This window comes from Streptomyces sp. NPDC047869, assembly GCF_040704065.1.
Classification (GTDB): Bacteria; Actinomycetota; Actinomycetes; order Streptomycetales; family Streptomycetaceae; genus Streptomyces.
Genome location: NZ_JBEYRK010000004.1, coordinates 191,416 through 215,117, shown reverse-complemented (window position 1 = coordinate 215,117; position 23,702 = coordinate 191,416). Strand labels below are relative to the sequence as shown.

19 protein-coding genes and 3 tRNA genes are annotated in these 23,702 nt (G+C 74.0%); 12 read left to right on the top strand and 10 right to left on the bottom strand.

The features are described from left to right. Nucleotides 1-4: 4 nt before the first annotated feature. Nucleotides 5-2,974 (top strand): beta-galactosidase, encoded by a 2,970-nt coding sequence (locus AB0924_RS07805; protein ID WP_366910932.1) that lies wholly within the window; start codon nucleotides 5-7, stop codon nucleotides 2,972-2,974. Between the two features lie 9 nt (nucleotides 2,975-2,983). On the opposite strand, the gene AB0924_RS07800 is transcribed toward AB0924_RS07805, so the two are convergent. The 3 genes from AB0924_RS07800 to AB0924_RS07790 all read right to left on the bottom strand — a co-directional run bounded on the left by AB0924_RS07800 (nucleotide 2,984) and on the right by AB0924_RS07790 (nucleotide 6,203). Next, a complete protein-coding gene (locus AB0924_RS07800) occupies nucleotides 2,984-4,504 on the bottom strand; it encodes an alpha-N-arabinofuranosidase (protein ID WP_366910931.1) in 1,521 nt (506 codons plus the stop codon). A 65-nt stretch (nucleotides 4,505-4,569) separates the two neighbouring features. Beyond that, the gene (locus tag AB0924_RS07795; protein WP_366910930.1) at nucleotides 4,570-5,433 is read right to left on the bottom strand and encodes an SMP-30/gluconolactonase/LRE family protein; all 864 of its coding nucleotides are present in this window, start codon (nucleotides 5,431-5,433) and stop codon (nucleotides 4,570-4,572) included. Beyond that, nucleotides 5,430-6,203, bottom strand: coding sequence for an IclR family transcriptional regulator (locus AB0924_RS07790; RefSeq protein ID WP_358927233.1), 774 nt, complete (start codon nucleotides 6,201-6,203; stop codon nucleotides 5,430-5,432). Before AB0924_RS07790 ends, AB0924_RS07795 begins: the two co-directional genes overlap by 4 nt. Before the next feature lie 131 nt (nucleotides 6,204-6,334). On the opposite strand from AB0924_RS07790, the gene AB0924_RS07785 reads away from it, so the two are divergent. Beyond that, nucleotides 6,335-6,892 (top strand): hypothetical protein, encoded by a 558-nt coding sequence (locus AB0924_RS07785; RefSeq protein ID WP_358927234.1) that lies wholly within the window; start codon nucleotides 6,335-6,337, stop codon nucleotides 6,890-6,892. A gap of 7 nt (nucleotides 6,893-6,899) precedes the next feature. Here the strand turns inward: AB0924_RS07785 and AB0924_RS07780 are convergent, their stop codons facing one another. Beyond that, nucleotides 6,900-7,730 (bottom strand): oxidoreductase, encoded by an 831-nt coding sequence (locus tag AB0924_RS07780; RefSeq protein ID WP_358927235.1) that lies wholly within the window; start codon nucleotides 7,728-7,730, stop codon nucleotides 6,900-6,902. Between the two features lie 108 nt (nucleotides 7,731-7,838). Between AB0924_RS07780 and AB0924_RS07775 the strand changes: the two genes are divergently transcribed. After that, the gene (locus AB0924_RS07775) at nucleotides 7,839-8,750 is read left to right on the top strand and encodes a LysR family transcriptional regulator (RefSeq protein WP_358927236.1); all 912 of its coding nucleotides are present in this window, start codon (nucleotides 7,839-7,841) and stop codon (nucleotides 8,748-8,750) included. On the opposite strand, the gene AB0924_RS07770 is transcribed toward AB0924_RS07775, so the two are convergent. Beyond that, a complete protein-coding gene (locus tag AB0924_RS07770) occupies nucleotides 8,747-9,640 on the bottom strand; it encodes a hypothetical protein (protein WP_366910929.1) in 894 nt (297 codons plus the stop codon). The two genes, AB0924_RS07775 and AB0924_RS07770, sit on opposite strands and share 4 nt — an antisense overlap. Nucleotides 9,641-9,882: 242 nt before the next feature. On the opposite strand from AB0924_RS07770, the gene AB0924_RS07765 reads away from it, so the two are divergent. The 4 genes from AB0924_RS07765 to AB0924_RS07750 all read left to right on the top strand — a co-directional run bounded on the left by AB0924_RS07765 (nucleotide 9,883) and on the right by AB0924_RS07750 (nucleotide 14,450). Further along, nucleotides 9,883-10,971 carry a MerR family transcriptional regulator gene (locus AB0924_RS07765; RefSeq protein ID WP_358927238.1) on the top strand — a complete coding sequence of 363 codons (1,089 nt, stop codon included), beginning with the start codon at nucleotides 9,883-9,885 and terminating at the stop codon, nucleotides 10,969-10,971. Between the two features lie 9 nt (nucleotides 10,972-10,980). After that, a complete protein-coding gene (locus tag AB0924_RS07760; protein ID WP_366910928.1) occupies nucleotides 10,981-11,586 on the top strand; it encodes a class I SAM-dependent methyltransferase in 606 nt (201 codons plus the stop codon). A 91-nt stretch (nucleotides 11,587-11,677) separates the two neighbouring features. Beyond that, nucleotides 11,678-13,114: an acyl-CoA synthetase gene (locus AB0924_RS07755; RefSeq protein WP_358927377.1), complete on the top strand. Its 1,437-nt coding sequence runs from the start codon at nucleotides 11,678-11,680 to the stop codon at nucleotides 13,112-13,114. After that, nucleotides 13,107-14,450 (top strand): carboxyl transferase domain-containing protein, encoded by a 1,344-nt coding sequence (locus AB0924_RS07750; RefSeq protein WP_366910927.1) that lies wholly within the window; start codon nucleotides 13,107-13,109, stop codon nucleotides 14,448-14,450. Before AB0924_RS07755 ends, AB0924_RS07750 begins: the two co-directional genes overlap by 8 nt. 58 nt (nucleotides 14,451-14,508) lie before the next feature. Here AB0924_RS07750 and AB0924_RS07745 read toward each other — a convergent pair whose 3' ends face one another. Next, nucleotides 14,509-18,126, bottom strand: a complete 3,618-nt coding sequence (locus AB0924_RS07745; protein WP_366910926.1) for a S8 family serine peptidase — start codon at nucleotides 18,124-18,126, stop codon at nucleotides 14,509-14,511. A gap of 213 nt (nucleotides 18,127-18,339) precedes the next feature. Between AB0924_RS07745 and AB0924_RS07740 the strand changes: the two genes are divergently transcribed. From AB0924_RS07740 to AB0924_RS07730, 3 genes are all read left to right on the top strand, one after another. Next, the gene (locus tag AB0924_RS07740; RefSeq protein ID WP_358927242.1) at nucleotides 18,340-18,717 is read left to right on the top strand and encodes a CU044_2847 family protein; all 378 of its coding nucleotides are present in this window, start codon (nucleotides 18,340-18,342) and stop codon (nucleotides 18,715-18,717) included. Next, nucleotides 18,714-19,187: a serine protease gene (locus tag AB0924_RS07735; RefSeq protein ID WP_358927243.1), complete on the top strand. Its 474-nt coding sequence runs from the start codon at nucleotides 18,714-18,716 to the stop codon at nucleotides 19,185-19,187. Before AB0924_RS07740 ends, AB0924_RS07735 begins: the two co-directional genes overlap by 4 nt. 321 nt (nucleotides 19,188-19,508) lie before the next feature. Further along, nucleotides 19,509-20,546, top strand: a complete 1,038-nt coding sequence (locus tag AB0924_RS07730) for a rod shape-determining protein (protein WP_358927244.1) — start codon at nucleotides 19,509-19,511, stop codon at nucleotides 20,544-20,546. Nucleotides 20,547-20,555: 9 nt separating this feature from the next. Here the strand turns inward: AB0924_RS07730 and AB0924_RS07725 are convergent, their stop codons facing one another. Then, the gene (locus AB0924_RS07725; RefSeq protein ID WP_366910998.1) at nucleotides 20,556-21,500 is read right to left on the bottom strand and encodes a sensor histidine kinase; all 945 of its coding nucleotides are present in this window, start codon (nucleotides 21,498-21,500) and stop codon (nucleotides 20,556-20,558) included. A gap of 210 nt (nucleotides 21,501-21,710) precedes the next feature. Here AB0924_RS07725 and AB0924_RS07720 point away from each other — a divergent pair, with 210 nt between their 5' ends. Then, a complete protein-coding gene (locus tag AB0924_RS07720; protein ID WP_358927245.1) occupies nucleotides 21,711-22,406 on the top strand; it encodes an ANTAR domain-containing protein in 696 nt (231 codons plus the stop codon). Between the two features lie 369 nt (nucleotides 22,407-22,775). Here AB0924_RS07720 and AB0924_RS07715 read toward each other — a convergent pair. From AB0924_RS07715 to AB0924_RS07705, 3 genes are all read right to left on the bottom strand, one after another. After that, nucleotides 22,776-22,849 (bottom strand) — tRNA-Ile (locus AB0924_RS07715). Nucleotides 22,850-23,025: 176 nt separating this feature from the next. Beyond that, nucleotides 23,026-23,098, bottom strand: a tRNA-Asn gene (locus AB0924_RS07710). 6 nt (nucleotides 23,099-23,104) lie between these two features. Further along, nucleotides 23,105-23,177, bottom strand: a tRNA-Asn gene (locus AB0924_RS07705). Between the two features lie 161 nt (nucleotides 23,178-23,338). Between AB0924_RS07705 and AB0924_RS07700 the strand changes: the two genes are divergently transcribed. Continuing rightward, a complete protein-coding gene (locus AB0924_RS07700) occupies nucleotides 23,339-23,644 on the top strand; it encodes a YtxH domain-containing protein (RefSeq protein ID WP_358927246.1) in 306 nt (101 codons plus the stop codon). Nucleotides 23,645-23,702: the final 58 nt, after the last annotated feature.

The following is a 23,702-nucleotide window of genomic DNA, read 5'->3' as shown; positions in this document are numbered from 1 at the left end:
CACCTTGGCGCTCAGCAGACGTACCTTCAGTGCCCTGGCCGGCTCGGCCGCGCTCGGCTTCGCCCTGGGCGGCAGCGGCGGCCCCGGGGCGCCCTCGGCGTTCGCGGCGCGCAGCGTGCCCACCGGTCCGGCGCCGGCCCCGCCGGGCGCCGACGGCGAGCGCCACACGATCGGGTACGACGCCTACTCGCTCCTGGTCGACGGCAAGCGCCTGGTGGTGTGGTCCGGCGAGATGCACCCCTTCCGGCTGCCCAGCCCCTCCCTGTGGCGGGACGTGCTCCAGAAGATGCGGGCGCACGGCTACAACGCCGTCAGCATCTACGTGGCGTGGAACTACCACTCCCCCGCCCCCGGCGAGTACGACTTCACCGGAGTGCGGGACCTCGACCTGTTCCTGCGCATGGCCACCGAGACCGGGCTGTACGTCCTGCTGCGGCCCGGACCGTACATCAACGCGGAGATCGACGGCGGCGGCTTCCCGGGCTGGCTGACGGCGGCGAAGGGCACGGCCCGCACCGCCGACCCGGCCTATCTCCGCCACGTCGACGAGTGGCTGACCCAGGTGAACCGGATCGTCCGCCGGCATCTGTTCACCCAGGGCAGGGGCACGGTCCTGCTCTACCAGATCGAGAACGAGTACGACTCCCACGTCGACGAGGCGACCGGCCGGGACTACATGTCCCATCTGTACCGCAAGGTCCGCTCCGACGGGATCGACGTCCCGCTCTTCCACAACGACAAGGGCCGCAACGGCCACTGGATCCCCGGCTCGTTCGACACGGGCGGGGAGAAGGGCGGCTGGCTCTACGGGTTCGACGGGTATCCCTCGCCGGCCCAGGTGCCGCCGGACTGGGGGCACTACGGGCCCGGCGGCCTCACCGGCGGCGCCACCGCCTCGCCGCACACGCCCGGTTTCATGCCCGAGTTCGGCGGCGGCTGGTTCGACCCGTGGGGCGGGGCCTGGTTCGACGGCAAGGGGTACGCGGAGTCCCGGCGCACCCGGGACTCGGCCTACGAGCGCCGCTTCTACCTCACCAACCTCGCCAACGGCATCACCCTGCACAACGTGTACATGACCTTCGGCGGCACCTCCTGGGGCTGGCTGCCGGCGCCGGTCGTCTACACGTCGTACGACTACGGGGCGGCCATCGACGAGGGGCGCAACGTCACCGAGAAGATCGCCCCGATGCACCAGCTCGGGCATCTGCTGCAGCGCGTGCCCGACTTCGCCCGGCTGGACCGGGCGGCCGACGTCGAGGCCGAGAGGCTGAAGGTCTACCACCTGACCAACCCGGACACGGGCAGCCATGTGTACGTGGCCCGCAACGACGGCTCGGCCCCGGTCACCACCGACCTGCCGACCCACGAGGGCAAGCTGCGGATCACCGTGCCCGCGCGCGACGCCCGCATGCTGACCACCGGGCTCTCCCTCGGCAGCCGGACGCTGAAGTACAGCACCGCGCAGCCCGTGATGTGCCTGACCGCGGGCCGGCAGGAGATCGCCGTGTTCGCCGGCCGCCGCGACGACATGGCGGAGCTGGTGCTGAAGTGCCCGGTCGAGCCGCTGGTCATGCGGCTCGACCCGGAGGCGGCCTGGACGTTCGAGAGCGACAAGCTGCATGTGAACGTGCCCCTCGGACAGGGCGGCCTGACCCGGGTGTCGGTCGCGCAGGGCGAGAGCGACACCCCGCTGCTGCTGCTCTTCGCGGACGACGCCACCTCGGTGCGCATGTTCCCCTACGACACCCCGTCCGGGACGCTGCTGGTGTACGGCCCGGCGCTGCTGCGCCACGCCGAGGTGCGCGGCTCCGAGGTCCATCTGACGGGTGACGTCACCGGGACGACCAGCGTGGAGGTGTGGGGGCCCCGCGGCATCACGAGCATGGTGTGGAACGGGCGCAAGGTGCCGACCCGGGTCACGATGTCCGGCAGCCTGATGACGACCGGGCTGCTGCCCGCCGTGCCGGAGGTGAAGCTGCCCGCGCTGGGCGGCTGGCGGATGCGGACGGAGAACCCGGAGGCGGGCCCGAACTTCGACGACTCGAAGTGGCGGGTCGCCGACCGGACCACCTCGTACAGCAAAACGCCCGTCCCGAAGGGCGGGCCGGTGCTGTTCGCCGACGACTACGGCTTCCACTACGGGGACGTCTGGTACCGGGGCACCTTCACGGACGCCGCCGGCCTCGAGGAGGTCTCCCTCGCCTACACCACCGGCACCCAGGGCCTGCTGATGGCATGGCTGGACGGGGAGCCGCTGGGCACCCACCGGATGCCGGTGCCGGACAAGAACACCACCATCCGCAAGGGAAGCTGGGACGCCACGGCGGTGTTCCCGGTGGCCGAGCGGCTGCGCGGGTCCGGCCAGCACGTGCTGTCGGTGCTGGTCCGGCGCATGCAGCACGACCAGGACGGCAAGGCGCAGGACACCCACAAGGTGGCCCGCGGGCTCACCGCCGCCCTCTTCAAGGGCGCCTCGCCCAAGGTGACGTGGCGCATCCAGGGCGAGGCGGCACCCGACCCGGTGCGCGGGCCGCAGAACAACGGCGGTCTGTTCGGCGAGCGGGAGGGCTGGCACCTGCCCGGCTTCCCCGACCGGGACTGGAAGCCGGCGGGCTTCCCGCGGGCCGAGCGGCGGCAGGGCGTGACCTGGTACCGGACCACGTTCCGGCTGTCCGTGCCGGGCGACATCGACGCCTCGGTCGGCCTGACCCTGGAGGACGACCCGTACCGGGCCTACCGGGCGCAGATCTTCCTCAACGGCTGGAACATGGGCCAGTACATCAACAACGTCGGCCCGCAGCACACCTTCGTGCTGCCGAACGGCATCCTGCGCACCCGTGGCACCAACACCCTGGCGCTGGCGGTCCTTTCGGAGTTCACCACGGAGTCCGGCCCGGGCAAGGTGGGCCTGACCCTGCTGGGCCGGGCGGCCGGCGGGGCACCGGTGGCCCCGGTGCCCTCCCCCGGCCGCTGAGCCCCGGCGCTACGCCAGCCGGATCACGTTCCAGGACAGCGGCTCCAGTACGGCGGTGAGGACGCCGTCGGTGAGGGCGGTGCCCCGGACCTCGTGCGGGGTGACCCGCTCGGGGTCGTCCAGGGTGTTGCGGGCGTCGGGGTCGGCGTCCGCGAGGGCGCTGTGCTCGGTGACGGTGGTCAGGTCGAGGCAGTGCAGGGCCACTTCGAGCGGCAGTGGTCCGGTGCGGCCGCGGTTGACCGCGAAGACGGTGACCGTGCCGTCGGCCGCGCGCACGGCGGTGGCGTGCAGCAGGTCGGTCTCGCCGTACTTGCGGGTCTCGTACGTCGGCGAGTCCACGCGGACGTCGAGGACCTCGCCGCGCCCGTACCGGGAGGCCTGCGCGAACGGGAAGAACGTGGTCTGCCGCCAGGCCGGGCCGCCGGGCTCGGTCATGATCGGGGCGATCACGTTGACGAGCTGGGCGAGGCAGGCCACGGTGACCCGGTCGGCGTGCCGGAGCAGGGCGATCAGCAGCGAGCCGAACACGACGGCGTCGGTGACGCTGTAGTTGTCCTCCAGCAGCCGGGGGGCCTCGGGCCAGTCGCCCTGGTCGATGGTCCGCGCGTGCTCCTCCCACTGGGAGAGGTACCAGACGTTCCACTCGTCGAAGGAGAGGTTGATCTTCTTCCTGGACTTCAGGCGGGCGCCCACGTGGTCGGCGGTGGCCACCACGTTCTCGATGAAGGACTCCATGTCGACCGCGGAGGCGAGGAAGGAGTCCAGGTCGCCGTCGACGGGCTCGTAGTAGGCGTGCAGGGAGATGTGGTCGACGAGTTCGTACGTCTCCTGGAGGACCGTCGCCTCCCAGGCGGCGAAGGTGGGCATGGCCTGGCTGGAGGAGCCGCACGCGACCAGCTCGACGCCGGGGTCGAGCCGGCGCATCGCCCGGGCCGTCTCGGCCGCGATCCGGCCGTACTCCTGCGCCGTCTTGTGGCCGGTCTGCCAGGGGCCGTCCATCTCGTTGCCGAGGCACCACAGCCGGATGCCGAAGGGTTCCTTGTCGCCGTGGGCGGCGCGCAGGTCGGCGAGGGCGGTGCCGGCGGGGTGGTTCGCGTACTCCTGGAGTTCCAGGGCCTCGGCGACGCCCCTGGTGCCGAGGTTGACGGCCATCATGGGCTCGGCCCGCGGGCCGATCTTCCGCAGGAAGCCGATGTACTCGGAGAGGCCGAACCGGTTGGTCTCGGTGGAGTGCCAGGCGAGGTCGAGCCGGCGGGGGCGGTCCCCGGCGGGGCCGACGGAGTCCTCCCACCGGTAGCCGGAGACGAAGTTGCCGCCGGGGTAGCGGATCGCCGTCACCCCGAGTTCGCGCACGAGGCCGAGGACGTCGGTGCGCAGGCCCTCGGCGTCGGCCGTGGGGTGGTCCGGCTCGAAGATGCCCGTGTAGACGCACCGGCCGAGGTGTTCCACGAAGGAGCCGAACAGGCGGGGGTTCACCTCACCGATGGTGAAGGCGGGGTCGAGGGTGAAGCGGGCGGTGCGCTTGCTCATGGGCGCCTTTCGGGGTGGGTGGCTCGTGCGTCTCCGTGCGTCGACGCGTGCGGGTGCGTGGCGCCTCACCCCGCGAACGCCGGCTGCGGCACCCCCCGCCCGGCCCCCGGCACCACCAGCACCGACCCGGAGACCGGATGCGGCGCCTCCAGCCCGACCCGGGCGGTGGTGATGTACAGGTCGCTCAGGTCCGCCCCGCCGAACGCGCACGCGGTCGTCAGCGGCGCCGGTACCTCGACCACGAGGTCCAGCTCACCACCCGGTGTGTACCGCCGGACCGCGCCCCCGCCCCACAGCGCCACCCACACGCACCCGTCCGCGTCGACCGTGAGCCCGTCCGGGAACCCCGCCCCCTCCTCGATCTCCACCAGCGGCCGCCGCCCCCGCACGGCACCCTCCGCGTCGTGGTCGAAGACGTCCACCCGCCGCGTCGGGGTGTCGGCGTAGTACAGCAGCCGGCCGTCCGGGCTCCAGCCCAGACCGTTACTGATGGTGACCTCGGGAAGCACCGTCCGCACGTCGCCGTCGCCGGTCAGACGGGACAGCGTGCCGCCCCCCGCCGCCTCGTCGTACCGCATCGTGCCCGCCCAGAGGGACCCGTCGGGGGCCACCGCCGCGTCGTTCGCACGGCGGCCCGGGACCGGCTCGCGGTGCAGCCAGCGCAAGGCGCCGTCCGGGTCCAGCAGCGCGACGCCGTCCCGCAGGTTCAGCACCAGACCGCCGCCCGCCCTCGGCTTCGCCGCGCCGACGTGCTGTTCGGTGGTGCGCACCGTGCGGCGTCCGGTGGAGGGGTCGTAGGTGTGCACGCGCATGCCGAGGACGTCGACCCAGAGGAGACGGCCCGTGGCCGGATCCCAGGCCGGGCCCTCGCCCAGCTCAGCCTCGGCCCGTACGGCGACTTCGTATGCCGTCCCGGAGCCGGCCCTCACGCCGTCCCCCGGTGGCCCAGCCGCTCGGACAGCTCCGCCGCGCCCTTGGCGGCCAGTTGCTCCAGTTCGGCCCGGCGCTCCTCGCTCCAGCGGATCATGGGGACCGAGATGGACAGCGCGGCGACCACCCTTCCGGCGCGGTCGCGCACCGGGGCCGCCACACAGGACACGTCCGGGTTGGACTCACGGCTCTCCACCGCGATGCCCCGCTCCCGGATCTCCGCGAGGGCCTCGCGCAGCGCGCCGGGATCGGTGATGCTGTTGGGCGTCATCGCGGTCAGCCCGGCGCCGTCCGGTATGCGCGAGGTCAGCTCCGGCTCGGGCAGCGAGGCCAGCAGCATCTTGCCGACGGAGGTGCAGTGGGCGGGCAGCCGGCGGCCGGCGGCCGACACCATGCGCACGGCGTGCGTGGAGTCGACCTTGGCGATGTAGATGACGTCGGTGCCCTCGAGGATGGCCACGTGGACCGTCTCGTCGCAGGTCTCCGCCACCGAGCGGGCCACCTGCTGACCCTCGGCCGCCAGGTCGAGCTGCTCGGCGTACCGGCTGCCGAGCTGGTACGGGCGCACCCCGAGCCGGTACCGTCCGGGCTGTCCCGGCACGGGCACGATGTACGAGCGTGCGGCGAGCGTGGTGACCAGCTCGTGCACGGTGGTGCGCGGCAGTTGCAGCTTGCGCACGATGTCGGGGGCGGAGAGCGTCCCGTCACCGTCGAGGAACAGCTCAAGAATGTCGAGAGCCCGGGTCACGGCAGGCACGAGGCGTCCCACGTCCGGCCCCCTCCCTTGGGTTAAGCGCCTGTGTTCGAGATTTCAACAGGCGATCGGCATGACGAACACAGGCTAGCCATGCGGGGTTGCCCGGGCAATGGGCCGACCGCCTCCACGGCACCATGGGTGCCATGCGTCTCGACTTCCAGCTCGTGCTGCTGCGCCGCATGGCCGACCACAATCCGGACCTGGTCGACGAGGCCCGGCGGCGGCTCGGGGCGTCCGTCGCGGAGATGCGGGAGGCCAACAAGCGCTGGCAGGCGATGGTCCGCTCCCCCAGGTCCCGGTCCGCGGCCGCCCGCTACCGCTCCGTGCTGGGCGAGCCGGAGTCGGTGCTCCCGCGCCGCCTCGGGGACGTCGACTGCGAGGCCTGGCGGTGGCCGCTGCCGCTCTGGCCGGACCTGCGCTTCGAGGTGCTGGTCTCCCCCGACGGCGCGGTCTGGAACGAATGGCTGGTGCGCGCGCCCGACGCGCCCGCCCCCGCCCTGCGCACCCTGGAGGACCTCGCCCCGTGGTCCTGCACGGTCGACGAGGCCGCCCGTGCCTTCGCCCCGGCCCGTCCGCTGGAAGGCACGGCCCCCACCCGGTGGGGTCTGGCCTTCTCGGCACCCGGCCGGGACGGCGTCCGGCACGAGGTGGTCGCCGAGTTCACCTGGGGACTGCTCCAGCGGACGGCGGTCCGGGACTGAGACCGGCTCAGTCGTCGAAGGCCATGGCCCTGGACCGCTTCTCCCAGCCGGCGACATCCTCACGGACCTGGTCGAGGTGGGCCAGCACGGCGCTCACCCCGTCGTCGCCGAGCGGCAGCCGCAGCGGGGTCCGCTCCGCCTCCAGCGCGGCGAGGATGAGGGCCGCGGCCTTGGCCGGGTCGCCGGGCTGCGTGCCGTCGCCGCCCGCGACCATGCCGCGGGTCTCGGCCACCTTGGCGTACAGCCCGCTGTCCGCGCTGACACCGGCCCGGGCGGCCTCCATCAGCGAGGTCCGGAACCCGCCCGGCTCCACGATCAGCACCTTGATTCCGAACTCGCGCACCTCGTCGGCGAGCGCCTCGGACATGCCCTCCAGCGCGAACTTCGTCCCGCTGTAGGCCCCGAAACCCGCGAAGGACATCTGCCCGCCCATGCTGCTCATCTGCACGATCGCGCCCGAGCGCCGCTCCCTCATGTGCGGCAGCACCGCCCGCACCAGGGCCGCCGGGCCGAAGAAGTGCAGTTCGAAGAGGTCCCGCAGCTCCTGGTCCGTGGTCTCCTCGACGGCACCCACGTGGGTGCGCCCCGCGTTGTTGACCAGCACGTCGATCCGCCCGTGCCGCGCCACCACGTCGCGCACGGCCGCCTCGATCGCGGCCCCGTCCGTCACGTCCAGCCGCAGCGCCTCCACCTGGTCGGGATGCGCGGCCACCAGACCGGCCAGCGCCTCCGGGCGCCGGGCGGCGCCGATCACCACGTCCCCGGCGGCGAGCGCCGCCTCCGTGATCGCCCGCCCGAAACCACTGCTCGCGCCGGTCACCAGCCACACCTTGTTCATGTCGACTCCCCGTGAGATCACGTTCTTCGCGTTACCGCTTCCTGACGTGGAACAGCCTGCCGGGGGAGGCCGTTGCGCGTCCAAGACCTTCGGTGATAACCAACGGTCATGACGACGGACGTCCATTCCCGGGACCTGCGCTACTTCGTCGCGGTCGCCGAAGAACTGCACTTCACCCGGGCAGCCGAGCGGCTGTACGTGTCCCAGCCCGCCCTCAGCAAGCAGATCCGGTCCCTGGAAGGGCGGTTGGGGGCCGAGCTGCTGCGCCGCGACCGGCACGGGGTGGCACTCACGGCGGCCGGCGAGGCGCTGCTGCCGCACGCCCGGCGGGTGCTGGCCGCCCTCGCGGAGGGCACCGCGGCGGTGGAGGCGGCGAAGGCGGCACACAGCAGCACGCTCGTGGTGGGCATGAGCACCAGCCCGGGCCGGGGCGGGATGCTGCCGGCCATCCGCTCCCGCTTCACCGCCGCGCATCCCCGGGCCACCACACGGCTGCGCCAGGTGAGCTGGGACGACCCGACGGCGGGCCTGGCCGACGGCAGCGCGGACGTCGCCTTCGTCTGGCTCCCGCTGCCCGGCGAGGAGCGCTATGCCTGGACGGTGCTCGCCGAGGAGCCCCGCCTGGTCGCCCTTCCCGACACGCATCCGCTCGCCGCCCGCGGCGGGATCGACTTCGCGGACCTGCTCGACGAACCGTTCCTCGCCCTGCCGAAGAGCGCCGGCCCGCTGCGCGACTACTGGCTCGCGCTGGACGCCCGCGCGGGCCGCGCACCGCGCGTCGGAGCGGAGATCGCCGGGGCCGAGGAGACGTACGAGGCACTCGTCTCCGGGCTGGGCATCTGCCTGGTGGCCGCGGGGAACGCCCCGCTGATCACCCGGGAGGGGGTCACCACCCGCCCGGTCCGGGGCATCGGGCCCAGCCGCTACGCCCTGGCCTGGCGCCGTGAGGACGGGGACCGGCCCCTGGTCCGGGCCTACGCCGACGCCTGCCGGGCCACGGCCGGGCTCGCGGGGTCCTAGAGCCGGTGCGAGAGCCCCTGGGCCCCCGCCGCCGCCAGGATCGCCTCCGTGACATGGGGCAGGGAGGCGGGGTGCAGGAAGAGGAAGAGGTTCGGCTCCACCAGTTCCAGCTCCATCACCCGGGGCAGGCCGTCCTCGCCGTCGACGAGGTCCACGCGCGCGTACAGCAGTCCGGGGGCGCCGGGGACGGACGCCAGCGCCTTCTCGGCCACGGCGAGTTCGGCGTCCGTGGGCTGCCACGGCTCCAACTCCGGGTGGGCCACCTTGTCGGCGTCGTACGGGGTGCCGGGCGCGAGGACGGCGCCCTTGCGGCTGGCGTGCAGCAGGCGCCCGCCGAAGAACTGCAGCGCCCGTTCCCCGCTGACGTCTATGTTCCGCAGGTACGGCTGCACCATCGCGGTGAAGCCCTCCGCGTGCATCCGCGCGAGCTGCGCCACGGCCGTCCCGTGCCGGTCCGGCGTGTAGCGGGCGGCGAACCGGGCGCCCGCGCCGGAGGTCGGCTTGATCACGTACTCGTGTCCGTCGGGCAGCTCGGCCGGCTCGCCGGGGGCGATGTAGCGGGTCTCGACGGTCGGCACGCCGGCCGCCGCCAGCTCGCCGAGGTAGCGCTTGTCGGAGTTCCAGCGGACCACCGCGGCCGGGTTGGCCAGCCGGGTCAGGCCGGCGACGCGCTCCACCCACGCCCCGAACTCCCCGGCGCGCCAGCTGTAGTCCCAGGTCGAGCGGATGAGGACGAGGTCGTAGCCGCCCCAGTCGGCAGCCGGGTCGTCCCAGTACCGGGCCTCCGCGTCGGCCCCCGCCTCCCGCAGGGCGCGCACCAGCACCGGCAGGTCGCGGTCCTTGCTCGGCCGGTCGCCGGGGTCGTAGGTGGCGAGGGCGATACGGGGCACGGCGGGCTCCCTGGTCGTACGGCGGTTCGATCAGTTGCGAGGCTAACAACCGCGCCGGGAACCGGGACAGCCCATTTGACCTTCACCTTTGGGGAAGCCCCAGCATCGGTGGCGGAAGCGAGGAACGCGGCGTTCTCCCGAACGGCGTTGTCCGGACGGCGTTCTCCGGACGGCGTTCTCCGGACGGCGTTGTGCAGACGGCGTTGTCCTGACGACGGGATACCTGTGGAGCTGAGGTCCGTATGGAGCTGCTGACGATCGGCGCCTTCGCCAAGGCGAGCCGGCTGTCGCCGAAGGCGCTGCGGCTGTACGACGAGCTGGAGTTGCTGCGGCCCGCCCGGGTCGACCCGGGCACCGGCTACCGGTACTACGCCGTGGAGCAGCTGCGGCGGGCCCGGCTCGTGGCCTGGCTGCGCCGGCTTGGCATGCCGCTGGCCGAGATCCGCGCGGTGTGCGCCCTGGACGCGGCCGATGCCGCGCACGAGGTCCGGGCGTACTGGGCGCGGGTCGAGGCGGAGACGGCCGTACGACGGGATCTCGCCGCTTTCCTCGTGGACCAGCTGACCGAAGAGTCGAGAAGGGACCACACCACCATGCTGGAACTGCGTTATTCCGCCCACTCCGACCGCGGGCACGTCCGCCCGTCCAACCAGGACTCCGTGTACGCGGGCCGCAGGCTGCTCGCCGTCGCCGACGGGTTCGGCCCGGCGGGGGCGCCCGCGAGCAGCGCGGCCGTCGAGGCACTGAGGTTCCTGGACGAGGGCGAGGAACCGGGCGCCGGCGATGTGCTGAACCTGCTGGAGGACGCGGTGCGTTCGGCCGGCGAGGCCGTACGGGACCTGGCGGACGGCAGCCCGGAGGCCGGCACCACGCTGACGGCGCTGCTGTGGACGGGCTCGAAGCTGGCGCTCGTGCACATCGGGGACTCGCGGGCGTACCTGCTGCGGGACGGCGGGCTGTTCCGGATCAGCCACGACCACAGCGTCGTGCAGTCGCTGATCGACGAGGGGCGGCTGAGCCCCGAGGAGGCGGAGACGCACCCGCAGCGCGCCCTGCTGCTGAAGGCGCTCGGGATCGGCGATTCGGCGCCGGCCGCCGATCTGCGGCTGCAGGAGGCCCGGGCGGGCGACCGGTACCTGCTGTGCTCGGACGGCCTGACGGGGGTCGTGGCCGACGCGCGGATCAAGGAGCTGCTCGCCGGTGAGCCGGACCCCGAGCGAGCCGTACGAGCCCTGATCGACGCGGCCAACGCGGCGGGCGGCCCCGACAACGTGAGCTGTGTCGTGGCCGATGTCGTCCTTTCCGCCGCGCCGTCGATCCCGGTCGGCTAGAAGTGCCGTATGGCGACCGACGGCACTGACGCGTACAGCGGTGCGGCCGGGCTCCCGCCCCTCGTGCGGGACGCCCTGGCCGCCGCCCGCGCCCACGGCTTCCCCCACTCCTGCCGGCCCGAGCAGGGCCGCCTGCTGCACACGCTGGCGGGCGGGGCCGGGGCCCGGATCGGGGAGACCGGCACCGGGCTCGGGGTGGGGCTGGCCTGGCTGGCCTCCGGGGCCCGGCCGGGCGTGCGGCTGTACAGCGTGGAGCGGGACCCCGAGCGGGCGCGGCTCGCCGCCGGGGTCTTCGCGGACCGGCCCGGGGTCACCGTGCTCACCGGTGACTGGCGGCGGATCGCGGAGCACGGCCCGTTCGACCTGCTCGTCCTCGACGGGGGCGGGCAGGGCAAGGTGCCCGGGGACGAACCGGCCGACGTGGCGGAGCTGCTCGCGCCCGGCGGGACGGTCGTCGTCGACGACTTCACCCCGGCAACCTGCTGGCCGCCGCTGCACGAGGGCGTGGTGGACCGGGCGCGGCTGCACTGGCTCGGGCATCCCGCGCTGCGTTCGGCCGAGCTGCGGCTCGCTGCGGATCTGAGCGCCGTCGTGGGAACGCGGCGGCTGGTGTAGGAAGGGAGGACCGAAGCCCCGAGTCCTAGGAGTGCGCCGCGTGTCCTCCCTCTTTCCCGCCCTGGTGGACGGTCCGGGCAAGCGCAGCGATATGGGGGTTCCCCCGGACGAAGTCCGGGGGAAGGTCGCCCTGCGGTTCGGCGAGCGGTCGCTGACGTACGGCGCGCTCGCGGGCGCCGCGGGTGCGGTCGCCGCGCGTCTGAGCGGTGCCGGCCGGGTCGCCGTGTGGGCGACCCCGGAGCTGGAGACCGCCGTCGCGGTGACCGGCGCGCTGCTCGCCGGGGTCGCCGCGGTGCCGCTCAACCCGAAGTCGGGCGACAAGGAACTGGCGCACATCGTCTCCGACAGCGCGCCGAGCCTGGTCCTGGCCGCACCCGGTGCGCAACTCCCGTCCGCGCTGGATCACTTGGAGCGGCTGGACGTCGACGCCCGCGGCACCGCCCCGCTGCCCGGGGAACGGGCCGGGGACGGCGACCCCGCGCTCGTCGTCTACACCTCCGGCACCACGGGCCCGCCCAAGGGCGCGGTCGTCCCGCGCCGGGCCCTGGCCGCGACGCTGGACGCGCTCGCCGACGCCTGGCAGTGGACCGAGCGGGACGTGCTGGTGCACGGGCTGCCCCTGTTCCATGTGCACGGGCTGGTGCTGGGCACCCTCGGTCCGCTGCGCCGGGCCGGCTCCGTGCGGCACCTGGGGCGGTTCAGCACCGAGGGCGTGGCACGCGAGCTGAACGACGGCGCGACCATGCTGTTCGGGGTGCCGACGATGTACCACCGCATCGCCGAGGCCCTGCCCGGCGACCCGGAGCTGGCCAAGGCGCTCGCCGGGGCCCGGCTGCTGGTCTCCGGCTCGGCCGCGCTGCCCGTGCACGACCACGAGCGGATCGCGGCCGCGACCGGCCGCCGGGTCATCGAGCGGTACGGCATGACCGAGACACTGATGAACACGAGCGTGCGGGCCGACGGCGAGGCCAGGGCCGGGACGGTCGGGGTGCCGCTGCCGGGCGTGGAACTGCGTCTGGTGGAGGAGGACGGGACGCCGATCACCGGGTACGACGGGGAGAGCGTCGGCGAGATCCAGGTGCGCGGCCCGAACCTGTTCACCGAGTACCTCCACCGGCCCGACGCCACCGCCGCCGCGTTCACCGCCGACGGCTGGTTCCGCACCGGCGACATGGCGGTGCGCGAGTCCGACGGCTACGTCCGCATCGTCGGCCGCAAGGCCACCGACCTGATCAAGAGCGGCGGTTACAAGATCGGGGCGGGAGAGATCGAGAACGCGCTGCTGGAGCATCCGGGGGTGCGGGAGGCGGCGGTCACCGGGGAGCCGGACGCGGACCTGGGCGAGCGGATCGTGGCGTGGATCGTCCCCTCGGACCCGCAGGCGCCGCCCTCCGACGCGGAGCTGGCCGACCACGTGGCCCGGCGGCTCGCCCCGCACAAGCGCCCGCGCGTGGTCCGTCACCTGGACGCCCTCCCCCGCAACGAGATGGGGAAGATCATGAAGCGGGAGCTGGTGGCCGATGCCTGAGCGGCTGTCGGCACGGGAGATCCTCGCGCTGGTCGCGGACGAGGCGAGTTTCCACGAACTCCCCTCCGCCATAAGGACCTACGAGACCGACGGCCCGCTCGCCTGGGAGGGTTACGACGCCGCGCGCGCCGCTGCCGCCGAACGCACCGGCGAGGAGGAGTCCGTGGTGTGCGGCACCGCGGACGTCTGCGGCACCCGGGCCGTACTGATCGCGTTCGAGTTCGGCTTCCTCGGCGGCTCCCTCGGCGAGCGCACCGGCGACCGGCTGGAGGCCGCATACCGGCATGCCCGCGCCCACCGGCTGCCGGTCGTGCCGCTGGTCGCCACCGGCGGCAGCCGGATGCAGGAGGGCATGCTCGCGCTGACCCAGCTCCAGCGGGTGGCCCGCGAGTCGGCGCTCACCCGGGAGGCGGGGCTGCCGCAGATCGCGGTCCTGCGGGACCCCACGACCGGCGGCGGCTGGGCCACCCTGGGCGCGGGGGCCGACGTGATCCTGGCGCTCCCGGGAGCCCAGGTGGGCTTCGCCGGGTCCCGGGTACGACCGCCGGACGCGGACCCGGCCGCCTACACGGCGGAGGCTCAGGTGACCGCGGGGTCGGCGGACGCGGTGGTGCCGCCGACGGAGCTGCGGGAGACGCTGGGGCGCTGGCTCAGGCTGCTCACCACCCCGGCGCGGGAGGCCCCGGCGCCGCACGCCCTGGGCGCGCCCGCCCTCCCGGACACCGGCTGGGAGGCCGTCGTACGGGCCCGTGCCCCCGAACGGCCGCGCGCCCAGGCGTATCTGGACGCCTGCTTCACCCACCGGGTGGCCCTCCACGGTGACCGCTGCGGCGGCAGCGACCCCGAGGGCATGCTGTGCGGCTTCGGCGAGCGGGACGGCCGTACGGTGGCCTACGCGGCGCAGACGGGGGCGGCGACCCGGCCCGCCGGGTACCGGACCGCGGCCCGGCTGATCCGGCTCGCGGACCGGCTGGACATCCCGGTGCTGACCCTGGTGGACACGCCGGGTGCGGCCAACGACGCCGAGGCCGAGCGGCAGGGAGCCGGGGCCGCGATCGCCGAGGTGTTCGGCGCGGTGGCGGCCGCCCGGGTGCCGGTCACCACGCTGGTCATCGGCGAGGGCGGCTCCGGCGGGGCACTCGCGCTGGCCGCGCCCGGCAACACCTGGGCCACCCCGGACAGTTACTTCTCGGTGATCGCCCCGGAACTGGCGGCGGCCATCCTGAAGCGCCCGCCCGCGGAGGTGGAGGCGACCGCGGGTCAACTGCGCATCCGCCCCCAGGATCTGGTGGAGCTTGGCGTGATCCGGGGCATGATGTACCACCCCGGTCCCTGAGGCCCGCGTACCGGCCCGCGGAGCGGGGGCGGCCCGTGAACCGCCCCCGCTCCGGCGGCTACCGCACCCCCACCGCCCGGATGATCTCCTGGGTGACCGAGCCGCCCCGGTCGTCGTGGGCCGAGGCCCGCAGGGAGACCTGGGCGGCGTCGCGGGGCACGGCCAGGGTGCCGTGCCAGGAGGCGTCGCGGTCCGCGGTGAGCGGGACCGTGCGCCAGGTGGTGCCGCCGTCGTAGGACACCTCGAGCCGGCCGCCGCCGAGGGTGCCGGTGCCGGCGGCCTTCGCCACGTACGAGGCGGCGATCCCGACCGGTACGCGGTGCCCGGCGGGCACCGTGCCGGCGAGGTCGGTGTCGACGTCGAACGCGAGGTTGATCAGCGGCAGATAGGTCCAGCGGTCCTCCGGGGTGACCGCCGACCGGAACGTCCACTCGCTGTGGCCCTCGGTGCCGGGTTTCCAGAGGCCGGGGTCGAGGGCGGTGTCGGTGACCACCTTGTAGGTGTGCTCGTCGGCGGGCGCGTCCCACACATAGGCGCCGGAGCCGGCACGCCGGTCGACGAGCGTGCCGTCCAGGTGGACGGCGGTGGTCTGGGTCATCCCGCTGCCCTCGCTCCACACGTCGCCGAAGCCGGTGTGGTCGGGGCCGGAGTCGCCCCAGCCGGGGGTGTTCAACTGGATTTGATTTCCCGCGCGTTGCTGTCCCCAGCCGAGACCGGTGCCCAGCCACGGGTGCCACACCGGGCGGAACCAGTCCTGCTCCGGCCGTGATCCGCCGTCGTAGCGCACCAGTCCGCCGCGTTCCTCCAGCGCACCGTCCCGGAGGGTGACGGACTCGTGCCAGAGCTGGCCGGGGCCGGTGGAGACGTAGTCGGTGCGCTCGGCGGGCAGGTCGACGCGCTCCTGGAAGCCGAGGCCCATGGGGAAGGCACCGGTGATCGAGTACCGGAACTCACCGCCGCTCACCGGCTCCGCGGCGTGGAACCGGGTGTGCACGGCGGCCAGTTGACGGCCGGAGGGCGCGTAGGTGAGGTCCCGGTCCGGGATCGCGCCCGGGTGCCCCTCGGAGAGGTCGTACACGTACGGGGAGTTGCGGGTGCCGGTCATGTCGACCGTGCCGGCCGCCCGCAGCCTGGCCGCGTCCGCCGCGCCCACGGTGGCGATCTGCAACGGCCGGTCGGCGTTGTCGTCGGTGCCCCACCAGGCCATCAGCCGGCCGGGGGCGTCGTCCGTGACGAACAGCGCCTTCGCGCCCGCGTCCTGGGCCGCCTGGGCCAGCGCGGCCGGGTCGGCGCCGTCGGCCAGATGCGCGAGCACCGCCTTGCCCCGGGCCCCGGTGACCGGCCCGTCGCCGACGTCGGTCAGCGGCAGCCTCGTGCGGCCCTCGGTGAGCGAGCCGCCCGCCTGCACGGTGGCCTCGCCGATCCCCCTGACCTCCAGCAGCGGCTTGGCGAGCCGCCACACGGTCCGGTACTCGAAGGAGCCCTCGGTGACCTTGGCGGTGGGCGCGGCGAAGACGCTGTCGTAGGTGAGCGGCACCTGCACCGCGCCGAACAGGTCGGCGCCGTTCGCCGTCCGGTCGTACTCCATGAGCAGTTGCCGGGTCTCGGTGCGCCGGCGGACGTCCGCCCTCACCTCCCGCAGCTTCCGTCCGTCGAGGGTGACGTCCCGGTCCCGGTCGAGGGTGATCTCGGGGGCGGCGAGGAAGCCGAGGCCGAGCGAGTCGGCGCCGTGGCTGCCGCGCACGTCGAGGAAGGAGGTCAGGCTGTACGTGCCCGGCTTCAGGCGCAGCTTCAGGGTGCCGGAGTCGCCGACGTGCGCGGGCTGGGCGTCCTCGCCCGCGGCGAGCCGCTGCACGGCGAGGTCGGCCGCGGTGGCCGCGCCCGCGCGGTCCTTGACGTGGACGGTGAGCGTGTACCGCTCCTCCTCCTTGACCAGCCCGAACACGGTGTGCGCGAGGGGGGTGCCGTCCGGCGCGGAGGCCACGACCTGCCCGCCGCTCTCGCCGACCGGAGCCTTCGCGCCGTCGCCGGTGACGGTGGTGGAGGCGGTGCCGTGCGCGGGGACGGTCAGGGAGGAGTCGGCGAGGGTGGCGAGACCCTCCGGTCCGCCCTCGACGGCCAGCGTCAGCCGGACGTCCGCGTCGGAGGAGTTGCGGTAGGTGAGGGTGCGGGTGACCGGCTTGTCCGCGTCGTACGGCCAGGCGTGGAAGCCGAGGTCGGCGCTGCCGGTGGCGGTGATGCCGGCCTTGACGGCGTCCGGCACGCTGACCCGCCCGGCGCCGAGCACGTACGGGGACGCGTCCAGCCGCGTGGAGGTGGACATCAGCGCGTCCTTCAGCCGGGCGCCGGACCAGTCCGGGTGGGCCTGGGCGAGCAGGGCGGCCACCCCGGCGACGTGCGGTGTCGCCATGGAGGTGCCGCTCATCGTGGTGTACGGCCCGCTGCCCTCCACGAGCCCGGAGCGGGCGGCGAGGATGCCGACACCGGGCGCCGAGAGGTCCGGCTTGAGGGCGTTGTCGCCGTACCGGGGTCCCGCGCTGGTGAAGTAGGCCGCCTGGTCGCCGGAGTCCACCGCGCCGACGGTGAGGGCGGCGTCGGCGGCACCCGGCGAGCCTATGGAGGAGGGGGCGCCGGTGTTGCCGGCCGCGACGACGAAGAGGGCGCCGGTCTCCGCGGAGAGGGTGTCCACGGCCCGCGCCATGGGGTCGGTGCCGTCGCTGGCCTCGGTCGAGCCCAGGCTCATGGAGATCACCCGGGCGTGCACGTCGCGCGCCGCCCACTCCATGCCCGCGATGATCTGCGACTCGCTGCCCGAGCCCTGGTCGCTGAGCACCTTGCCGACCGCGAGCGTGGCCCCGGGCGCGACGCCCCGCTCCTTGCCGTCGGAGGCGGCACCGCTGCCGCCGACGGTGGAGGTGACATGGGTGCCGTGGCCGTTGCGGTCGGCGACCTCCTCGCCCTCGATGAAGCTCCGGCTGTCGGTGACGCGGTCCAGCAGGTCGGGGTGGGTCGGATCGGCGCCGGTGTCCAGCACGGCGACCGTGACGCCCTTGCCGGTGAGGCCCGCGTCCCAGCCGGACGCCGTCCCGATCTGGGCGTTGCTCTCGGCCATGTCGGCCTTGACGCGCCCGTCGAGCCAGACCTTGGCCACGCTCCCGTGGCGGGTGAAGGACTGCCAGAAGGTCCGCCCCCGGGCGGCCTCGACGGCGGCCCCGCGCAGGCTGGGCAGCGACCGGGTCCGCTCGGCGCCGGCCGGGGTGGCGGCACGCGAGCCCTTGCCGTAGGTCACGATCAGCGGCAACGCGTCCGCCTTGGTGTCGGTGAGCCCCTGCCGGATGAGCCCGCTCACGTCGAACAGCCGCCGGTCCAGGCTGCCGGCCCGCAGGTAGGGCCGCGCCTCGTCCGGTACGACGGTGATCTCACCGCCGTTCACCTGGGTCCGCACGGCACCGGTGGCCCCTCGGGGCCGCCGCACGGTGACCGTCTTCCGCCCCTGCCCCAGGTCGGTGACGGTCACCTTGTCGCCGGTGACGAGGGTGACGGTGGTGGCGGTGTCCGGGGTGCGCCGTGCCGCGGTGACGGCCTGCCGCGCGACCGCCGGCCCGTTCGGCAACAGGGCGATCACAAGCCCCGCCGACAGCAGGGCCGCCCCGCGTCTGACTGGTCCTCTGGTCATCCACGCCTCTTCTCGTGTCGAGCGCGTCGAGTGCTGGGACGAGTGTCATGTGCCGTGTGGTGCACGGGGGTTGAGCGGTCGTGGCGGAAAGGCGTCCTGGCGGCTTCCCGCCAGCGCCGGCCGGGGCGGGAGGCGGAATCCGGGACACCGCCGGTGGCCTTCCGTCACAATGGAGCCGGCCGCGGGGCGAGAGCACGGGGGGCGGAACGCGCTATGGGCAGACTGGTGGAGTTCACCACGGAGGACGGCGCGGTGGTCGTCGTGGAGACCTCGGAACCGGCGACCGGCACACGGCTCGTCTCGCGTGGCGAGAACCCCGCCGTGCAGGCCGCACGCACCTTCGAGGGCACCCTGGACGGTGTCCGCGCGGCCGCCCAGTCCGCCCTGCGCGTCTTCCGCGACGGCTCCCTGCGCCCCGACTCCGTCGAGCTGGAGTTCGGCGTGAAGTTGACCGCCGAGGCCGGCGCGATCATCGCCAAGGGCGCGGCGGAGGGGCAGTTGGTGGTCCGACTCGGATGGAACTCGGACCCGGCGGCCCCGGAAGCGCCCTCCACCACCGCCGCTGTTCCGGAGCCCGCTCCCCGCTCATGAGGGGGCACGCCTGGCACGCCCGGATCGAGTGCGGGGGCTCGGTGCTCGGCGCGGGCTTCCTGGTGGCCCCGAACATGGTGCTGACCTGCGCACACGTCGTGGCGAGCGGCTCGGACGGGCTCACCGTGTCGTTCCCGGGCCGCCGCGGCCTCGATGGCGTACCGGCGACCGTCGCCGTGCACGGCGGCTGGGCGGGCGGCGACACCGACCCCGGCGACCTCGCCGTGCTCGAACTGGCCCACCGGGTTCCGCTGCGCCCGGCGGGCTTCGCCCCACCGGGCGCCGAACAGGGCCCGCCGACACCGTCGTTGGAGGCGTACGGCTTCCCGGAGGGCTACGACGGCGACGGCCAGATCGCGGAGTACCGGGCCGTGTCCGCCCAGCGGATCGCGGACGAGTGGGTGCAGTTGGAGCCGTGCCGCAGTGGCTGTCCGTGCCCGGTGACCGCCGGTTCAGCGGGGCCGCGGTGACGCTGAAGGACGGCCGGGTGGTCGGCATGGTCGCCCAGATGGCCGCCGAGCCGGACGTCCGGGTCGCCCGCATGCTGCCCACCGAGGTGATGGCCCGCTACTGGCCCGCACTGGGCGAGCTGGTCCCGGCCCTCGCCGACGGCCCGCTCCTCCCCCTCCTGCGCGCGCGGGACCCTCTGAGCCGCGGTCCGGCGCCGAACCCCCCATTCAGCGGCGCCCCGCCCGGCCCCCTCCCGCAGGCGCGCCGTCGGCGTCCCCCGGAGGATGTGGAGGAAGCCACCGTCCGGCCTCCAAGGCCCCGCGCACTCGGGAGGATCCGCCGTGACCGTCAGCCTGGAGCAGTTGCGTCGCTGTCACTTCGCCGTCGACCTGGGGGCGGCCCGTACCCGGGTGTATGTGAAGGGTGCCGGTATCGTCGTCGATCAGCCATCGGTCGCGGCCGTGAACACCCGGACGGGCGCGCTGATCGCGGTGGGCGACTTCGCGGAGAAGATGACGGGGCGGACGCCGGGCTACATCAAGGTCGTGCGGCCCGTCTCCGGCGGCACGGTGGTCGACATCGAGATGGCGCAGCGCATGCTGCGGCAACTGCTCGGCGAGAAGGTGCGCCGCGCCCTGCGTCGCAAGCCCCGGCTGCGGGCGGCGGCCTGCACCCCGCACGACGCGGACCCGCTCGCCCAGCGGGCGACGATCGAGACGCTGGTCGGGCTGGGGGCGCGCCGGGTCGAGCTGGTGGACACGCTGATCGCCGCCGCGGTGGGGTGCGGACTGCCGGTGGAGCAGCCCGAGGCGACGATGATCATGATGTGCGGGGCGGCGGCCACGCAGGTCGCCGTGCTCTCCCTCGGCTCGCTCGTCACCGCCGAGCGGATCCCGGTCGGCGGGGAGGCGGTCGACAACGCGATCGTGCAGCACCTGCGGCTGGAGCACCGGCTGCTGCTGCCCAGCCAGGCGGTACGGCCGCTGCAGCTCGCCCTGTCCGGCACCGGGCTCGCCGTGGACGGGCCGGCTCTGACGGAGATCCACGGGCGGGACGTGGTCACCGGACTCGCCCGCAGTGTGCGGGTCAAGACGGCGGCCGTCCGCAACGCCATCCAGACTCCGCTGACATCGGTCCTGGACGGCATCGGCAAGGTGCTGCGCGAGTGCCCGCCCGATCTGGTGGCCGATCTCGCCGACAACGGGCTCGTGATGGTCGGCGGCTCCGCCCTGCTGCCCGGCCTCGACCAGATGCTGCGTCAGGCGACCGGCATCCCCGTGCACATCGCGGAACGGCCGGAGCTGTGCGCGGTCCAGGGCCTCGGGGCCATGCTGGAGGGCACCGTCGAACCCCTCGTCCTGGACCCGCGCGCCGCCTGAGCGGGCTCCCTACCGGGAGAGGTAACTGCGGATCGTCGTGCCGGACTCCGCCGTGTGCGTCCGGACCAGGTCGGACAGCAGATTGACCAGGAGCAGTCCGCGGCCGCCGCTCCGGCCGCCGGCGGCGGGGCGGCGGCCGGCCAGCGGGTCGGTCAGGCGGCCCCGGTCCCGGACCTCCAGCAGCACGTGCCCGCCCTCGGCCCACACCGTGAGCGCGCCCGTGCCGCCGCCGTGGACCACGCTGTTGGTGGTCAGCTCGGCGGTGATCAGGGAGAGGTCCTCGAGCCGCAGGCCGGTCAGGCCGAGCCAGCGGCCGTGTTCGGTGACGAGGTGCCGGGCCCTGGCGAGGGAGCCGCTGCCGTAGGTGAGGGCGAGTACGGCGGGCCCGGGGACCGGTGTGAGCGGCAGCGGCTGGTTGTAGCGGGCGACGACGCCCTCGGGGTCGTAGGCCTCGCTGGGACGGGGCTCCGTGGTGCCGGGCGGAATGACGACGGGGTGGGTGGCGTGGGCGTCGGCGAGCGCCCGCTCGTCCAGGCGTCCGGTGTCGTAGGGGCACAGGATGGTGACCTCGCGGCCCCGGAACGCCGTGTTGATGAGCGCCTCGTGCTGGGCGCAGGCGGGGTACTCGGCGGCGCCGCGGCCCGCCCGCACCGGCTCGCCGACGATGCGCACGGGCCGGCCGGGCGGCCGGCCGTCGGCGAAGGCGTGCAGCACGCCGGGGATGATCCGGCCGGGGTTGCGTCCGGCCTCCCGCATGTCCAGGCATCGCACGGCGTCGGCGTCGGCGCCCAGCGCGTCCCGGATCAGTCGCAGGTTCTCCCCGGGCACGGCGACCGCGACCGGCTCTCCGGCGGCCAGGGCGGCACGCACGAACGGCACGGTGCCGGCGAGGTACTGCTCGCTGTCCGCGTAGAAGAGGGCGGGGTGCGCGAAGGGGCCGGGGGCCGTGGTCACCACGGCGGCGCGTCCGGGCGGCGTGCCGCGGCCCGCGGGGCGGTGGCGGCCGTCGGGGGCCACGCCGGGTCCGGCACGCTCACGACGCCTCCTCGCGGCACTGGGAACACGGGGGCCAGTATGCGCCCCGGTGCCGGCGCCCGGGGTGTAGGTGCCGGGAGGCGAGGGCAGGCGAGGGGCGAGCCACGAGGACCGATGCAGGGCGGAGACATGACCTCAGCGGCACGAGACTCGCACGCCGGACGGCTGGACGCGCTGGTCGTCGAGAGCCGGACGGTACGTGACCGGGCTTTGCTCCAGGCGCGCGGGGAGTTGGTGCACGGCTGCGCGGACACGATGGCGAGAGCCCTGGCCGCCCTCCCGGCGGACGTCGGCCGGGTCGAAGTGGACATGCGGGACGTGTCCTTCATGGACACCTCGGGTCTGCGGTTACTGGACGTGCTGGGCGAGTACGGGCGCCGGCGCGGCGTGCCGGTCTCACTCACGGGCTGGCAGGGCCAGCCGCGCCGGGTGCTGGAGCTGGTGGGCCTGGACGGCACGGACCCGCTGCCGGGCGCGCCGTTCGCGGACTCGCCCGCCCGCAGCGCCTCCGCGGTGGCGCGGGAGCGGGCCGAGCAACTGCGGCTGCTGCGGGCCGAGATAGCGCAGTTGCGGCACGCGATCGACTCCCGTCCGGTGATCGACCAGGCGCGCGGCATCCTGATGGCCGCTCACTCCTGTACCCCCGAACAGGCCTGGGACATCCTGCGGGAGGCCTCCCAGCGCACCAACACCAAACTGCGCGAGGTGGCGGGCGCGCTCACCGCGAGCACGGCGCCCGGGGGTCCCGCGCCGCCCGCGGCCGTGCGTGCCGCACTGCGCGCGGCGGTGGCCCGCCATGTGCCGCCGGCCCACGCCGACCGGTGACGGCGGGGCGCGGCGGTCAGTACGGGAGGATGCGCCCGGAGGGCGTCCTGCGGTCGATCTCCTGCTCGCGCGGGGCGGCGGGCCGACGAATGACACGTACTCGGATACGACGGTCCATGACGCCCTCCTTCTGCCGGCGCCGCCCCGCGGCGGCTCCCGGTAGGAGGTCCGTGCCCAGCGCAGGGCATGTCCAAGCCAAAATCACGGCAAGTCATGACCGTTCGAGGGTTGTTGGCCGAACCGCTTGACGAACCCGAAGGATTCGTCCGGCCGCCCCGCCGTCCGGCCGGACGGCGCTCATGGCGGTGATCATCGACGCCCTCGGCCGGGCGCCGGATGGTGAGACGTTTCTGCAGGAGTAGTACTGAGTGGGGCGGGTGGGACTCGAACCCACGGCCGACGGATTATGAGTCCGCTGCTCTAACCGGCTGAGCTACCGCCCCATAGCGGCGTGTCGCGTACATGTGTGCGCGCCGTCTGCCGCAGCATAGCCGCTCATACGATCTCCTGCTTCGGATGGTCGGCTTCCGCGCTGCTTCCTGACCTTGAGGACTTCACCAGGTCGGCGGCGGTTCCCAGGGACATGAAAAAGGACCCCGGAGGGTCCTCGTTCAACGCGCTCCCCCGACTGGACTCGAACCAGTAACCTGCCGGTTAACAGCCGGCTGCTCTGCCAATTGAGCTACGGAGGACCGAAGCTCCCCCGACTGGACTCGAACCAGTAACCTGCCGGTTAACAGCCGGCTGCTCTGCCAATTGAGCTACGGAGGATCGCCTCGTTGCATCGAACGCACCTACCTGGGTATTCGCCAGGGGGCGCGCGCTCGCTGCGACACATACATTAGCGCAAGCAGGGGGGTGCTCCGCCAATCGGTTCTCCCCGGCGCCGTCGCCGCACCAGAGACCTCAGGACAAAGGGAAGGGTGGCAGCCATGCGCTACCGGCTTACGTTCCTCGCCGGAGTGGCCCTCGGTTACGTGCTGGGCACGAGGGCCGGACGCGAGCGCTACGAGCAGCTGAAGAAATCGGCTCGCCGGCTCGCGGAGAACCCCGCCGTGCGGAACACCGCGGAGACGGCCGCCCAGCAGGGCCGCCAGTACGCGGGCAAGGCGTTCCACACGGTCAGCGACAAGGTGGGCGACCGGGTCCCGGCGTCGGTGGCCCAGCGCGTACGTTCCCTGCGCGAACGCAACGTGAACGGCACCCCCGAGGACGACTGGGGCACGAGCAACACGTAACGCTCTCGCGGCACCACTCCTCCCAGGGCCGAAGCAAGCGCCGCGATGCGGCAGAATT

Coding starts and splice junctions, on each gene's coding strand:
- AB0924_RS07800 (WP_366910931.1), bottom strand. CDS start 4,504: ATGAGCAAGCGCACCGCCCGCTTCACCCTCGACCCCGCCTTCACCATC.
- AB0924_RS07785 (WP_358927234.1), top strand. CDS start 6,335: ATGCGTCTCGACTTCCAGCTCGTGCTGCTGCGCCGCATGGCCGACCAC.
- AB0924_RS07780 (WP_358927235.1), bottom strand. CDS start 7,730: ATGAACAAGGTGTGGCTGGTGACCGGCGCGAGCAGTGGTTTCGGGCGG.
- AB0924_RS07775 (WP_358927236.1), top strand. CDS start 7,839: ATGACGACGGACGTCCATTCCCGGGACCTGCGCTACTTCGTCGCGGTC.
- AB0924_RS07765 (WP_358927238.1), top strand. CDS start 9,883: ATGGAGCTGCTGACGATCGGCGCCTTCGCCAAGGCGAGCCGGCTGTCG.
- AB0924_RS07760 (WP_366910928.1), top strand. CDS start 10,981: ATGGCGACCGACGGCACTGACGCGTACAGCGGTGCGGCCGGGCTCCCG.
- AB0924_RS07755 (WP_358927377.1), top strand. CDS start 11,678: ATGGGGGTTCCCCCGGACGAAGTCCGGGGGAAGGTCGCCCTGCGGTTC.
- AB0924_RS07750 (WP_366910927.1), top strand. CDS start 13,107: ATGCCTGAGCGGCTGTCGGCACGGGAGATCCTCGCGCTGGTCGCGGAC.
- AB0924_RS07745 (WP_366910926.1), bottom strand. CDS start 18,126: ATGACCAGAGGACCAGTCAGACGCGGGGCGGCCCTGCTGTCGGCGGGG.
- AB0924_RS07740 (WP_358927242.1), top strand. CDS start 18,340: ATGGGCAGACTGGTGGAGTTCACCACGGAGGACGGCGCGGTGGTCGTC.
- AB0924_RS07735 (WP_358927243.1), top strand. CDS start 18,714: ATGAGGGGGCACGCCTGGCACGCCCGGATCGAGTGCGGGGGCTCGGTG.
- AB0924_RS07720 (WP_358927245.1), top strand. CDS start 21,711: ATGACCTCAGCGGCACGAGACTCGCACGCCGGACGGCTGGACGCGCTG.
- AB0924_RS07700 (WP_358927246.1), top strand. CDS start 23,339: ATGCGCTACCGGCTTACGTTCCTCGCCGGAGTGGCCCTCGGTTACGTG.